At 59.4% G+C, this 13,419-nt stretch carries 12 protein-coding genes; 6 read left to right on the top strand and 6 right to left on the bottom strand.

Annotation, left to right across the window (positions count from 1 at the left end; genetic code table 11):
* Positions 1–19: 19 nt before the first annotated feature.
* From ACR0IV_RS07760 to hrpB, 3 genes are all read right to left on the bottom strand, one after another.
* On the bottom strand, positions 20–1,498 hold the full coding sequence (locus ACR0IV_RS07760) for an inorganic phosphate transporter (protein WP_480657144.1): 1,479 nt from the start codon (positions 1,496–1,498) through the stop codon (positions 20–22).
* A gap of 90 nt (positions 1,499–1,588) precedes the next feature.
* The gene (locus ACR0IV_RS07755; protein WP_480657145.1) at positions 1,589–2,047 is read right to left on the bottom strand and encodes an NUDIX hydrolase; all 459 of its coding nucleotides are present in this window, start codon (positions 2,045–2,047) and stop codon (positions 1,589–1,591) included.
* 183 nt (positions 2,048–2,230) lie between these two features.
* The gene (hrpB, locus tag ACR0IV_RS07750) at positions 2,231–4,669 is read right to left on the bottom strand and encodes an ATP-dependent helicase HrpB (RefSeq protein WP_480657146.1); all 2,439 of its coding nucleotides are present in this window, start codon (positions 4,667–4,669) and stop codon (positions 2,231–2,233) included.
* Between the two features lie 120 nt (positions 4,670–4,789).
* On the opposite strand from hrpB, the gene meaB reads away from it, so the two are divergent.
* From meaB to ACR0IV_RS07720, 6 genes are all read left to right on the top strand, one after another.
* A complete protein-coding gene (gene meaB / locus ACR0IV_RS07745; protein ID WP_480657147.1) occupies positions 4,790–5,773 on the top strand; it encodes a methylmalonyl Co-A mutase-associated GTPase MeaB in 984 nt (327 codons plus the stop codon).
* Positions 5,774–5,900: 127 nt separating this feature from the next.
* Positions 5,901–7,043: a Hint domain-containing protein gene (locus ACR0IV_RS07740; protein WP_480657148.1), complete on the top strand. Its 1,143-nt coding sequence runs from the start codon at positions 5,901–5,903 to the stop codon at positions 7,041–7,043.
* Between the two features lie 169 nt (positions 7,044–7,212).
* Complete coding sequence (gene rpmB / locus ACR0IV_RS07735; protein WP_008756960.1) at positions 7,213–7,500, top strand: 50S ribosomal protein L28; 288 nt, start codon at positions 7,213–7,215, stop codon at positions 7,498–7,500.
* A gap of 182 nt (positions 7,501–7,682) precedes the next feature.
* On the top strand, positions 7,683–7,826 hold the full coding sequence (locus ACR0IV_RS07730; protein ID WP_480469218.1) for a hypothetical protein: 144 nt from the start codon (positions 7,683–7,685) through the stop codon (positions 7,824–7,826).
* Positions 7,827–7,900: 74 nt separating this feature from the next.
* Positions 7,901–8,251, top strand: coding sequence for a hypothetical protein (locus ACR0IV_RS07725; RefSeq protein ID WP_480657149.1), 351 nt, complete (start codon positions 7,901–7,903; stop codon positions 8,249–8,251).
* 48 nt (positions 8,252–8,299) lie between these two features.
* On the top strand, positions 8,300–8,740 hold the full coding sequence (locus tag ACR0IV_RS07720; RefSeq protein ID WP_480469220.1) for a copper chaperone PCu(A)C: 441 nt from the start codon (positions 8,300–8,302) through the stop codon (positions 8,738–8,740).
* Between the two features lie 92 nt (positions 8,741–8,832).
* Here ACR0IV_RS07720 and ACR0IV_RS07715 read toward each other — a convergent pair whose 3' ends face one another.
* From ACR0IV_RS07715 to ACR0IV_RS07705, 3 genes are all read right to left on the bottom strand, one after another.
* A complete protein-coding gene (locus tag ACR0IV_RS07715; RefSeq protein ID WP_480657150.1) occupies positions 8,833–9,441 on the bottom strand; it encodes an HdeD family acid-resistance protein in 609 nt (202 codons plus the stop codon).
* A 61-nt stretch (positions 9,442–9,502) separates the two neighbouring features.
* Entirely contained in the window at positions 9,503–10,207 is a 705-nt protein-coding gene (locus ACR0IV_RS07710; RefSeq protein ID WP_480657151.1) for an NAD-dependent deacylase, read from the bottom strand.
* Positions 10,208–10,431: 224 nt separating this feature from the next.
* The gene (locus tag ACR0IV_RS07705) at positions 10,432–12,912 is read right to left on the bottom strand and encodes a glycosyltransferase (protein ID WP_480657152.1); all 2,481 of its coding nucleotides are present in this window, start codon (positions 12,910–12,912) and stop codon (positions 10,432–10,434) included.
* Positions 12,913–13,419 lie beyond the last annotated feature (507 nt).

The following is a 13,419-nucleotide window of genomic DNA, read 5'->3' as shown; positions in this document are numbered from 1 at the left end:
CCTCGCAAAATCCCCAAACTCAGCCAAATGCCGTAAGTATCCAGAAAATCACCGCGGATATCACGGCGGCAGCCGGTACCGTCACCACCCAGGCCGCAACGATGGTCATGAAATGCGACCGCCGCACCAGCTTGCGCCGACGATGTTCTTCTCGTGCCAGCCGCAACTCGGCCGGGCGCTGTCGGTTTGACAGTTTCCACCGCCGATCCGCCTGCCATTCGCGATAGAACCCCACGCCAAATACCGCGCCCACAGCGATATGGGTCGAGCTGACAGGCAGCCCCAGCCAGCTTGCCACGATTACGGTAATAGCCGCCGACAACGCCACACAGAAGGCGCGCATCGGGTTCAGCTTGGTGATCTGACTGCCCACCATTCGGATCAGTTTGGGGCCGAATAGGAACAGACCAAAGGAAATCCCAAAGGCCCCGATCACCATGACCCAGCTCGGGATCGAAACTTTCGCGGCAAAATCCCCGAACTCCGCCGCATGTACGATGGCTGCCAGCGGACCCACCGCGTTGGCCACGTCATTCGCACCATGGGCAAAGCTCAGGAATGTGGCCGAGATCACCAGCGGCAGGCCAAACAGGGTCTTCAGCGACCGGGTGCGGTTTTCCATCCCTTCGGATTTACGCCGCACCCAGGGCACGGTCACGGCCCAGGCCAGCGCGCCAAATGCCAGCCCGATCAGCAGCGCCATCTGCAAGTCGATCTTGACGATCCGCTTCAGCCCCTTGACCGCAAGATAGGTGGCAAAAGCCCCGGCCATCACCGCGACCAATATGGGAACCCAGCGCCGGGCCGCCGCGATCTTGTCGTCCTGATACTGGATTTTCGACTTGATCAGCGCCAGAAAACCGGCAGCAATCACCCCGCCCAGAACCGGAGAGATCACCCAGCTGGCCGCAATCGCACTCATGGTGCCCCAGCTCACCGCGCTCAGCCCTGCCGCCGCGATACCTGCCCCCATGACACCACCCACAACCGAATGTGTCGTCGAGACCGGCGCACCCACCCAGGTCGCCAGATTGACCCACAGCGCAGATGAGATCAGCGCCGCCATCATCGCCCAGATGAACACGTTGCTGTTTTGCACCGACATCGGGTCGATGATCCCCTTGGAAATGGTCGAGACCACGTCGCCCCCCGCCAGCAGCGCACCGGCGCTTTCGGCAATGGCCGCGATCAGGATGGCGCCGCCCATGGTCAGCGCATTGGCCCCCACCGCCGGACCCATGTTGTTGGCCACGTCATTGGCACCGATATTGATCGCCATATAGGCCCCGAACGCCGCCGCCGCCGCCACAAGCAGCCCGCCTTCCGCCTGGCCAAACAGCACCGCAGCGATCAGCCCGGCCAGGGCGATGAACGCCAGCGCGATTCCGGGGGCCAGCATGGGACGGGCCACATGCGCATTGGCGTACTCCACACGTGAAATGCGGTGAAGATCGCTGTCCAGCGCGTGCCAGCGGGATTTGGGGGTCATGTCAGACATCAGATTTTCAGGGCCTGTTTGAATTGGCCCACGCCGCTACTCCTTTCCTCAAGGGGCAGCAACCGGTGTCGTCAAAATTTTACAAAATTGTTACATTTGCCGTAGCAAATCCTGCAATTCGGGCTCCTGCACCCGTTCTGCCGCAACCTGAGGCGAGACCCAGCAGCGGGTGCGTTGATCGACCTCGGGATAGTCCTCGGCCAGCTCGGTCACCTCGACATGGTAGACACTGGTTCGGACAGGCTGAGCCGAGCCATCTTTCAGGGTCTTATTGTACGAAAACTGCCCAACCGGGTCTTTGCGAACACCTGCGGCGCGCACACCGGCCTCTTCCCACGCTTCCTGCAACGCAGTTTCAGCGCCATCCAGCCCGTCAATCGGCCAGCCCTTGGGGATGATCCAGCGCCCGGTGTCGCGGCTTGTGATCAGAAGAACCTCTTCGCGCGACCCCGCACCACGGGTGCAAAGCGCCGCAACCTGTACCCGGTTTGGGCGCAGGATCATCGGTCGGGCAACTTCTTCCCAGATATTACGCAGCCATTTCGTCATATATCGTTTGCCTGAACAGGTTCATTCTTACTTTGAGACCTTAATTAATGATGTATAGCACATGAAACAATATTACTGTTGGAAAATGGGTGATTTTGACCGAATTTAAAGGACATGAGTCATATATGTGACCTTTGAGTAAAAATTTGTGGCCGTTTTTTCGCAAAACCCACGCCGCCCGGCTCACGATTTCCGCCGTTTTGCCCTCAGGGTCGGGTCAGCCTGGGTGGGATCTTCAGGCCAGGGATGTTTGGGATATTCCGCCCGCATGTCCTTGCGTACATCCGCATATGACCCGGCCCAGAATCCGGGCAGGTCGCGGGTGATCTGAATAGGGCGCTGGGCGGGTGACAGCAGAGTGATCTTCAACGGCTCACGCCCGACCACCGGGTGCTGGGTCACACCGAACAGCTCTTGCAGCCGGACCGAGATTTCCGGCACCGCGCCGCCATAATCAATCGGCACCTTGCGACCCAAGGGCGTCACGAACGACCCCGGCGCGCGCCGGTCCAGTTCCTGCGTCTGTGCCCAATCCAGTCGGGCGCGCAGTGCGGGCAACAGATCAAAACGCTTCCAATCCTCGGCGCTGCGCACACCCGAAAGCATCGGAAGCAGCCAATCCTCCAACCCATCCAGCAACCCCTGATCCGAGAAATCGGGCAGCTCGACCCCGCCTGCTCTCACCAGTTCTACCCGTGCTGCCAGCCGGGCCGAGGCCCCTTGCAGCCGAATGCCCAGATCGCGCACCCCGTCCAGCATCGCCCGCGCCACCGCGTCCTCGGGCACATCCTTCCAGATGCGGTCGTCCAGAGTGATCGCCCCGAACCGCTCCTGCCGCCGGGCCACCACGCGGCGTTCCCGTTTGGACCACGCGCAGCTGTCGATCCATGCGATCTGGTCGCCAAACAGATCGCGGATTTCCCCTTCGGTAATCTGCGCCGCCATGCGGACCCAAGCCTCGCGCGGGTTTCCATCGGTATCCGTCACCACCAGATAAGGCGCACTTGCCAGCGTATCACCGCTCTCCAGCACCACGCCTTTGCCACCCGAGAGCACATAGCGCGGGATATCGCCCTTGCGCCGCTGTCCGATCCGGTCGGGGTAAGCCAATGCGGCCATCGCTGCAGGGCTCAGATCGCCTGCGCCCTTGGCCTGCGCCTTCAAGCGCTTGGTTTCGCCCTTTATCCGATCCAAAGCCCCGAGATTGACCTGCCAGACCCGATTGCGCTGAAACGCCCGCACGTCACGCAGCGCCTCCAACCGCAGCAACAGATCAACCGGGGCACCCCGCAGCGGGTCCCGGTCCGCCATCAGCGCCGCCAAAGGCGCAGCCTCTGCCCCTGCGCGCACCAGCATATGCCCCAGACGGGGATGTAGCGGCAGCGCGGCAAGCGCGCGTCCATGATTGGTGATCCGCCCATTGCCATCCAATGCGCCCAGCATCCGCAACAAGGCCCGCGCCTCGGCCATCGTCCCGTCGGGCGGCGCGGTCAGAAACGCCAGATCATCGGGTTCTGCGCCCCACAGCGCCAGTTCCAAGGCCAGCCCGGTCAGGTCGGCCGCCTCGATCTCGGCTGGCGGGTAGGCGGCCAGCGCGCCTTCTTCACCCTTGGACCACAGGCGATAGCACACACCCTCTGCCACGCGGCCCGCGCGACCCGCACGCTGCGTGGCCTCGGCCCGCGTTACCCGTTCCGTCACCAGCCGCGACATGCCCGAGCCCGGATCAAACCGTGCCCGCCGCGCTTGCCCCATGTCGACCACAACGCGGATATCGGGAATGGTCAGCGAGGTCTCGGCAATCGAGGTTGCCAACACCACCTTTCGCCCCTCCTTGACCGGTGCAATCGCCGCGCGCTGTGCTGCGAAGGGCAGGGCACCGAACAAAGGTCGCACGTTGCAGGCGTCGGGCAACCGGCTGTTCAGCGCGGTTTCGGCGCGGCGTATCTCTCCCTCGCCGGGCAGAAAGACCAGCATTCCGCCGCTCGTTTCCCGCTCGGCCCGCACCACCAGATCGATCAGCGCATCCAGCCGCCGGGCCTGCGCGCCCAGAGGTTTCTCAAGCCAGCGCGTTTCAACCGGGTAGCTGCGCCCCTCGGACGTCACCAAAGGCGCATCCATCAGCCGGCCCACCGGTTCCGCATCCAGGGTGGCCGACATGGCCAACAATATCAGGTCATCGCGCAGCGCCCCGGTCACCTCAAGACACAGCGCAAGCCCCAGATCGGCATTCAGAGAGCGTTCGTGGAATTCATCGAAAATCACCGCGCCCACGCCCGGCAGGTCGGGCTCGGATTGCAGCATCCGGGTCAGAATGCCTTCGGTCACCACTTCGATCCGCGTGGCCTTCGACACCTTCACCTCGCCGCGCACGCGATAACCCACGGTCTGCCCCACCGGTTCGCCCAGCGTCTCGGCCATGCGCTCGGCAGCGGCGCGTGCAGCCAGTCGCCGGGGCTCCAGCATCACGATACGACCCTCGCACAGGTCTGCCTGCAACATCTCAAGCGGCACGCGTGTCGTCTTACCCGCGCCCGGAGGCGCCTGCAGCACCGCGCGTCCATGCGCATGCAAGGCGTTCAGAAGATCGGGAATGGCGTCATCGATGGGCAACCGGGTCATATCGCCTTATCGCCAAAGCCCCGGCCAAGGTCCAGCATCCCATGGCCGCGTCAGAGTAGGGGCTGGACAAACCGGTGCATCCCCCCTCATCTAAGGCAAATTCCAGCCGGGGGCTTACCCATGAACACTGCCGAGCTTGGCGACAGGATCTTGAACGGAGACCGCAGGGCACTGGCCCGCGCGATCACGCTGGTCGAAAGCGGGCGCGCCGACCATCGCGCGCAGGCCACCGCGTTGCTCGATCAACTGGCCAAAGCCGAACGTCAGGCGCTGCGCATCGGGCTGTCGGGCACGCCCGGTGTGGGCAAGTCCACCTTCATCGAAAGCTTCGGCATGATGCTGACGGGTCAGGGGCTGCGCGTTGCCGTACTGGCCGTCGACCCCAGCTCGGCCCGGTCGGGCGGGTCCATTCTGGGCGACAAGACCCGGATGGAGCGGCTGAGCCGCGAGAAAAACGCCTTTATCCGCCCGTCGCCCAGCCAAAGCCACCTCGGCGGTGTGGCCCGGCGCACGCGCGAAGCCATCGCGCTGTGCGAAGCGGCCGGGTTCGACGTGGTGTTGATTGAAACCGTCGGTGTCGGCCAATCGGAAACCGTGGTGGCCGAGATGTCTGACCTGTTCCTGCTGCTGCTTGCGCCTGCGGGCGGGGATGAGCTGCAGGGCGTCAAGCGCGGCATCATGGAGATGGCCGACGTCATCCTGATCAACAAGGCCGATGGCGATCTGAAAGCCACCGCCACCCGCACCTGCGCCGACTATGCGGGCGCGCTGCGCCTGTTGCGGAAACGCCCGCAAGACCCCGAGGGCTTTCCCAAGGCCATGACCGTCTCGGCGGTCGAGGAACACGGGCTCGACCAGGCCTGGGCCGAGATGCAGGATCTGACCAAATGGCGGCGAGAGGCCGGTCACTGGGACAGCAACCGCGCCGCTCAGGCGCAATACTGGTTCGAGCAGGAGGTCCGCGCCGCGCTGTTGGCCCGCCTGTCGACCGCGCAGTCGCGCTCGGAGATGGAGCGTCTTGGGGCTGAGGTCAGCAGCGGGCATCTCAGCCCCTCGGCGGCCGCGGAACAGATGCTGAGCACGCTGATGCCGGAACGGGCCTGACCCTTTATCCGGGCCTATTCGCGCGGCGAAATTCAGCTTTAGGTTGTGCTCTGGGCTGACCTGTGGTGAAAATGGTGATATCATCAGACTTTAGACCGTCAGGCTGAATGCTCAGGAGCCGCCGCCAATGCCCGATATCAACGGCACCAATGGCAATGATGATATCGATGTCACCAATGACAACGGTACCCTGAACGGGAATCCGGCCACGCCGCCAGTGACAGGTGTGCGGGGGCTTGGTGGCGATGACGATATCGACATCATCAACAGCACGATTACCGGCAATGTTCTAGGTAACGCTGGCATTGACACAATCACCGTCTCGGGCAGTACGATCGGCGGGCGCGTTGCGGGCGGGGCCGATGCTGACACCATCGATATCAACGGATCGACGGTTGGCAATATCCGGTTGGGTGGCGGCAACGACACGTTGAACTTCACCGCCACCACGGTCACCGGCGACATTCGCGGCGGCGGCGGCACAGATACGCTGAACCTGCCAGTTGGGACCGTGATCAATGATGATGTATTCGGTACCATCACCGTTGAAAACGGGGTCGGCTATTCGATATCCAGCGGCACCTTCACCCTGCCGTCGGGCACTACCGTTACCTATTCCGCCTTTGAAAATGGCAGCGGGGTTCCCTGTTTCACCCGCGACACACGGATCAAGACACCGCATGGGTCTGCCCCGATCCAGTCCCTGCGCACCGGTGATCTGATCCCCGCATTGGGGCCGGGGCCTCAGCCCATCCGCTGGATCGGTCGCCGTCGCTTTGAAAGGGCGCACCTGCAAGCCAATCCCAAACTCTGGCCCGTGCGCATCCTTGCCGGCGCGCTGGGCGGTGGGTTGCCTGCGCGCGATCTTCTGGTTTCGCGCCAGCACCGTATGCTGGTGCAGTCCAGAATCGCGCAGCGCATGTTCGGTGAAACCGAGGTGCTGATCCCGGCCATCAAACTTACAACGCTGCCGGGCATCTATGTCGATGACAGCGTTGATAGCGTCGAGTATTTCCACCTGCTATTCGACCGCCACCAAGTGATTTTTGCCGAGGATGCCCCGACCGAAAGCCTCTATACCGGGCCCGAAGCGCTGAAATCGCTCAGCCCCGCATCACGGCATGAAATCTTTGGGATCTTTCCCGAACTGGCCGAGATGAACTACGTCACGGACCCGGCCCGTCTGATCCCGCGCGGGCGTTTGCAGGCACAGCTGATCGCCCGACATCTGAGGAACAACAAACCCCTGTTGCAGACCCCGGTGATGTAGCGGAAAAGGAATTCAGCGTCTGCGCAAAGATTTCGCTGCAGCCGTCTTGACCCTCCGCGCGATTCCCACTACACGCATCCAACCAGTTTTCGGGCGCGACTTCGGGTTGCGCCCCTTGTGATTTGGCCGCGGGTCTTGTACCCGGCCTCCAGAAACAAAGGAAGAAACCATGTCGCGCCGTTGCGAACTGACCGGAAAAGGCCCGATGACTGGCAACAATGTCAGCCACGCCAAAAACAGAACTCGTCGTCGTTTTCTGCCGAACCTGAACGACGTCACCCTGCAGTCCGAAACCCTGGGCCGCGGCGTCAAGCTGCGCATCTCGGCGGCTGCCCTGCGCTCGGTCGATCACCGTGGTGGTCTGGACGCGTTCCTGGCGAAAGCCAAGGATGACGAGCTGTCCGCGAACGCTCTGAAAGTGAAGAAAGAAATCGCCAAGGCACAAGCTTCGGCCTGATCGCTTTCTCACACGAGAATTCAGCCCTGCACCTCGCGGTGTGGGGCTTTTTCTTTTTTGTCTCTGCGCGCGCACGGGATTGTCCCGAATTAATGATAAAATGCCCCGTTTAGTGATGTTGTTCACAGAATGCCCGCTGAATTTTGCATATGTTTACGCCTATTCATGGTGAGGGGGGCCTCATGTCTTTTAAAGTAACGAATTTCCTGTTGTTGTTGCCAACCACGATCATAACCGCAGTGACGCGCTGCACCCGGATGCAACGCCGGGTGAACCGTCTACATACGGGTCTGAACACCGAGTCGGTCAAGCCGCCCAAAAACTGAACCGAGCCATACTGTCTCAACCCTCCCTTTCCGCTTGATACGGTTTGGGAGGGAAGCCTATATCTTGGCCCGAGATGACGAGCTTTTTTCGCACATTGCTGCCTTATGCGCTGTCCCTGCTGGTGATCCTCACCGGGCAAGGGCTGGCTGGGTCGCGCGGTATGGATCGCGCGGTCGGGCAGATGGTGCTGTGCACCGGCTCGGGGCCCGTTGTCGTCTATATGGACGCCGAGGGCCAGCCGACCCAAGCTCCGCACTATTGTCCGGACTATGCGCTGGCGCTGCTTGGCGCGATCCACGAAGCGCCCATTGTTGTACCTCAGGCCCCGTCCCGGATGCAGGCCGCGCCTCTGTTGCGGTCGCATGACCTGATTTCCGCACCGCTGCCGCTGCACCCGGCACGTGCGCCTCCGTTCTTTGTCTGATTCCGATTCCCAAACCAAATTCAGACATTTACTTGAGGAGAGGTCAAAATGACTCTCAAATCCACCCTGCTTGCAACCCTGACCACAGTGGCCCTTGCGACTGGAGCCATGGCTGCTGATGGGATCACGGTCGACGACCCCTATGCGCGGTCTTCGAGCAAGACTGCCAAGGCCGGTGCGGCCTTCATGATGATCCAGAACCAGAGCGACACCGACGACCGCCTGATCGGCGCAAGCTCGGACGTGGCGGCGCGGGTCGAGCTTCACACGCACGTGGTCGATGACAACGGCGTCGCCAAGATGATGCATGTCGAGGAGGGCTTTGCCATTCCGGCCGGTGGAACCCACATGCTGCAGCGCGGGGGTGATCACGTCATGTTCATGGGCATCAAGGCTCCGTTCGAACAGGGGGCGACCGTTCCTGTTACGCTGATTTTCGAACAGGCCGGAGAGGTCGAGATCGAAATCCCCGTCGATCTAGAGCGATAAGCCAAAGGCAGGGGCTGGTATCAACGCCTGTCTTCGGGCCGCGCAGCGGCCGTCATCCATGCGTCAGGCCGGGCATTGCCCGGCCTGTTTCGCTACCGGTTGACGACTCGCATTTCCAGCCGATCGCCAGCCTTTTTGAACCGTGCGGCCAGAAAGAACATCACTACGGCAGAGGTCAGCGCGAAGAATGCAATCGCCCAGCCCAGTGCAACCATCCCGCTGCCGGGCCAGAAGATCAGCACCAAACCAATGATCAGCGCGAAGATGCCTGAGTTGCGCACCGTCGCGCGTTCCGGGTCTTGGGGGTGCATCTGCGGCAGCGCCATGAGCGAGCCGATGGCCACGAACAGCGCCATTGCCCCCATCAGCGTGAATGCCAGCCAAGCCACACCCTGTGGCCAGATCAGCAGCACCAGTCCGATCAGCGCAGTGCCGATCCCGACGCCGCCGACCAGCCCGCGCCGCCCGAACCCCAGCCAGGTCAGCGCGCCATCCAAAATCAGCAGCGCCCCGACCAGCCGCAGCAGCAGCGATATGCTGCTGGTGGGCCAGAACAGAGCTGCGATGCCGATCAGACCAGCCAGAATCCCGCGCAGCAGAAAAGTCCACCACAGGCTGGCCAGATTGGTGCTCAGCGTATCACGGGCGTCGATGCTGCTCTCGTCAAGGATCTCTCCATCTTTGGGCGGTAGATCAGTCATGTCACTCACTCGGCTTCCTGTTTCCTGCACCATAGACGGGAGAGTGCGCCATTGTCTGCCCTTATCGCGTGCTGCCGCGGGCCAGCAGCCCGTCGACCCAGCGCGGGATCACCTCCGACGCGGGCCCCAGATGGGTTTCGTCAAAGATCGAGCCTCCGGCAGACGGCTCAAGGTTCAGCTCGACCGTTCGCGCGCCCACAGCCCGCGCCTCTTGCACGAAACCCGCCGCAGGATAGACCTGACCCGAGGTCCCGATTGAGGCAAACAGGGTGGCTTCGGCCAGGTGATCGTAAATTTCATCCATGAAATAAGGCATCTCTCCAAACCACACCACGTCCGGCCGGGCCGAGGGCTGCTGACAGACGGGGCAGGGTTCGCCCACCTCCATCTCTGGCGGTGAGATCCAACGGTGCTCGCAAACTCCGCACAGAGCTCCCGCCAACGTGCCATGCATATGGATCACACGCTCGGCCCCTCCGGCCTCGTGCAGGCTGTCGACATTCTGGGTAACGATGACCACCTCTCCAGGCCAGTCCTTCTGCAGCCGCGCCAGCGCCTGATGGGCGGCGTTGGGCTGCGCCTTGGCGGCCTGAACGCGGCGGGCATTGTAGAACTGATGCACAAGCGCCGGGTGTCGGGCAAAACCTTCCGGCGTTGCCACATCCTCGATCCGGTGCTGCGCCCATAGCCCGCCTTCGTCGCGGAAGGTGCCCAGCCCACTTTCGGCCGATATCCCGGCCCCGGTCAGAATGACGATCTTTTCCATGCCCGCCTCTTGTATCGCGCGTTCTCATGATCTTGACCAAAGCCACCTGGGTGGCCCTGTCCAAGTGTTAGAGCATGATTGGGGTCTGCACCATCGCGGGCACGCTATGTATGGTCGGTGGCGTTTAGGGTTTTTCACATCATCGCTTGAGGCGCTTACACGCCTCAAGCGATGGACAGACCACAACAGACCAATTTGCGTCGCCCATCGAAAGGCATCAGGTATTAACTGTCGATAGAACGATCTGAACCCAGGAACGACACTAGGTTCTGCCGAACAACGTTCATTGCGCAGTTTTCTTTGACGAACGAAATTCCTTTCCGGCTTTGTTCGAGATATAAGACGGGGTTCTCGATCAATTTCTTCGCCAATCCAGCCACTTCGTCTGGTGCGCAGTACAGCGCGGATTCTCCGAAAATCTCCTTCAGACCGTGCTCCAGAATAACCGGTTTTCCGCGCGCCATGGCTTCCATCGTGTTACGTCCGAACTCCTCAATGTAGTCGTAGTGCATAAAGTTCACGAAGACATCGAGAGAATCGATGAATTCAGTGACATCAATGTCATCGAATTCATGTATTACCCAGTTTCTTGGGACGCTGGGTAACAGCCTTTTGGCTGAGGAAATGCCGCCCAAGATATGACATTCGAAGCCAGCCTCAGCAGCACAATAGGCGCGCTGCAAATCTTCGATATCGGCTGGCCACTTCGTCCAGTGATCACGGGAATGCCGCCCGATCCTTATAGGACGGTTTGCAAAATCAGGTGCGGTATCGAGCTCATCTATGACCTGCCCGGAATAAGGAGGGTGCCAGATACCAGGGTACATGTTGTCATACCCCTCAAGCCGAGACAGCGTGGTCTTAACGCGATTTGATATTGCGATCCATTCGGGCGCACGGTCAAAGTAATGCTGGCACGCGTCTGTGGCGCCTTGATCATCATACATATAGGGCGTTTCAGACCACAATTGCATGGGGCTTTGGTTAACCAGTATGCCAAGGCGATCAGCCTTTATTCTTGGCAACATGTCGATACGATGCTTCAGGATTGGTGGATGATGTACAATACATGCAGCGGCGTTGATCTGATCTTCTTTTGTCAGAAGCTCGACATTGGCCTGCCTGCAAAGATCGAGATAACCCGAGGCAACTTTCTTGAGCGAGAAATCCCAGCGTGGATAGTTGAACAGGCCAACGCGTAGACCTTCGGCTGTTGCCGCTGCAATATATCCCTCATTGCAGCGGCGTGTGCCGCCTAACAACGTCATGTCGGAAATGAGTACAAGGTCGAAACCCCGGTTCTGACGCATCAGTTTCGGCATGGCCAGTTCGGGTACAGGAAACGGCTCTTTCTGGTTTTTCCGTTTGACGATCAGGGGCTTGCCATTTGCTACTTGTTGCTCACGCCAATGCACTGACTGCATTTCATATGTTCGCCTAAGGCCGAAATTCATGCTGGACAAGGCGGTTTCAGAAGCTTGGGTCAGAGAGCCATCGTGGTGAAGCTGCAGCGTCAGCGGTGCTTTTGAGATTTTGTGGCCAATACACTCTTTGCCGAACTGAGTTTCAAAACGCTTGACCAGTTCGTTGTCTGCACCGGTGAGCACACTATCCCACTGACCGAAATCCAGGACATCGGTGCGCTTCGCCATGAACGAGGGATAGCTTCGATGCAAATATTCCAGATTGTCCCTATCGGGTCGTATATGAATACGCATGCTTTTACAGACGCGAACGGCAGTACCGAATATTCCGCGCAAATGCGGTGACTTCTGCAATGCGTTTACCTGCCATTCGATCAAGCGTGGATGAAGCCAATCGTCGCTGTCATGCACCGTCACGAATTCTCCGGTCGCCATGCCAAGCGCCCGGTTTCGGGTGAAATATGCACCCATGTTTTGATCGTTTCTGACGGCTTTGATGCGCTTATCAAACTTGGATATCTGTTGAATTCTGGCCCAGCTATCGTCCTGACTATTGTCATCAACTATGATGATCTCGAGGTTCTTCCATGTCTGATTGCGCAATGTACCAAGCGACGTATCAAGAAACTCTGCCGAGTTATATACCGGTACGAACACGGAAACGGTCGGACCTTCCGAAACAATCGATCGTGCTTGGCAATCAAGATTGCCGAACACAAATCCCTGTTCTTCGTCGATCAACTGCAGTTCTTCTAGTCCAGCTTCACGATAAATCTTGTTGATTTTTTTCAGTCTCTGGATATCAGCAACGGTTCCATGCTCGGCCAAGAGAAGGTTGCATTCGGCAAACTTCATCTCTGCGGCGTGTTTGGACTTTCTCAGATCATCAATCTTCTTCCTGGCTTCTTCTCGTCGACCGGATTGAATCAGCGCCTCAGTCAACAACACGGAAGGGCGCATTTTTTGTGCGATTTTGTGGCTGAACGCGAGCGCCTTGAAGGACTGGTCGGCTGCTTCATCCCAATTGCCACGTGCAGCGTGCCACCGGGCGAGTTCATAGGAGAGAACAGCCCGGTTTTTGTCTCCGAGCGCATCGCTCTCGATCCAGGACGGAATCGACTCTGCCGTGATCTGCCCAAACCCTTCCCAGAGCTTGCGACGAAGATCATTCACCTTTGAATGGCCGCGCGTCTCTTCAGCCTTTCTTTGCCTCTTGATGCGCTTCTTTCTCAATATGATTGGCACTGAAATTGGCAAAGTCACCAAGATCAGCAAGATCATCCCGATTCTTCTTATGCGTTTTCTATGTGTCGGAGACAAAAGCTTAATCCATACTCGAAATTATTCTGGCCCTCCTTACAACACGATCTATCCGATGCAAGGGTTAGTTGTTTCTGGGCTATCGATCTGAGCAGATCGCTGGCTAAATCTAAATCGATTCAGGCCATTTCTTGCTTATATTGATAGGTGGCATCAATTTTTTTGATGAACGTGGTACAGCTTGAGATTGTAGAGGCTATCTTGATTGACTTGCTATTCGGATCTCAGGGGCGGTGGCCCTTCCGCACGTAAATGACCTGTCATCCCGTTGATGAAAATACAGGTTTCATGCTGAAGCCAGACACCCCGGCCTTGACGATTCTAGCTCTGGCTGAGGTTCTTATCGACAATTTGAAATCGATAAAAGCTCCAAAGTATGTGCTTGAGTAGAGAGATCGCCGTGACCTGACATCGGTCGAACAACAGCGGAAATGCGTCACGTCCAGTGATGACGTGATGCCTTATACA

It is taken from the genome of Ruegeria sp. C2, from assembly GCF_056537765.1.
This window is presented reverse-complemented; position numbering and strand designations above follow the sequence as displayed.

What these genes read in the sequence shown, in the direction of transcription:
- meaB (WP_480657147.1), top strand. Translation starts at nt 4,790, where the DNA reads ATGAACACTGCCGAGCTTGGCGACAGGATCTTGAACGGAGACCGCAGG.
- ACR0IV_RS07715 (WP_480657150.1), bottom strand. Translation starts at nt 9,441, where the DNA reads ATGACTGATCTACCGCCCAAAGATGGAGAGATCCTTGACGAGAGCAGC.
- ACR0IV_RS07705 (WP_480657152.1), bottom strand. Translation starts at nt 12,912, where the DNA reads ATGATCTTGCTGATCTTGGTGACTTTGCCAATTTCAGTGCCAATCATA.
- ACR0IV_RS07755 (WP_480657145.1), bottom strand. Translation starts at nt 2,047, where the DNA reads ATGACGAAATGGCTGCGTAATATCTGGGAAGAAGTTGCCCGACCGATG.
- rpmB (WP_008756960.1), top strand. Translation starts at nt 7,213, where the DNA reads ATGTCGCGCCGTTGCGAACTGACCGGAAAAGGCCCGATGACTGGCAAC.
- ACR0IV_RS07740 (WP_480657148.1), top strand. Translation starts at nt 5,901, where the DNA reads ATGCCCGATATCAACGGCACCAATGGCAATGATGATATCGATGTCACC.
- ACR0IV_RS07760 (WP_480657144.1), bottom strand. Translation starts at nt 1,498, where the DNA reads ATGTCTGACATGACCCCCAAATCCCGCTGGCACGCGCTGGACAGCGAT.
- hrpB (WP_480657146.1), bottom strand. Translation starts at nt 4,669, where the DNA reads ATGACCCGGTTGCCCATCGATGACGCCATTCCCGATCTTCTGAACGCC.
- ACR0IV_RS07710 (WP_480657151.1), bottom strand. Translation starts at nt 10,207, where the DNA reads ATGGAAAAGATCGTCATTCTGACCGGGGCCGGGATATCGGCCGAAAGT.
- ACR0IV_RS07725 (WP_480657149.1), top strand. Translation starts at nt 7,901, where the DNA reads ATGACGAGCTTTTTTCGCACATTGCTGCCTTATGCGCTGTCCCTGCTG.
- ACR0IV_RS07720 (WP_480469220.1), top strand. Translation starts at nt 8,300, where the DNA reads ATGACTCTCAAATCCACCCTGCTTGCAACCCTGACCACAGTGGCCCTT.
- ACR0IV_RS07730 (WP_480469218.1), top strand. Translation starts at nt 7,683, where the DNA reads ATGTCTTTTAAAGTAACGAATTTCCTGTTGTTGTTGCCAACCACGATC.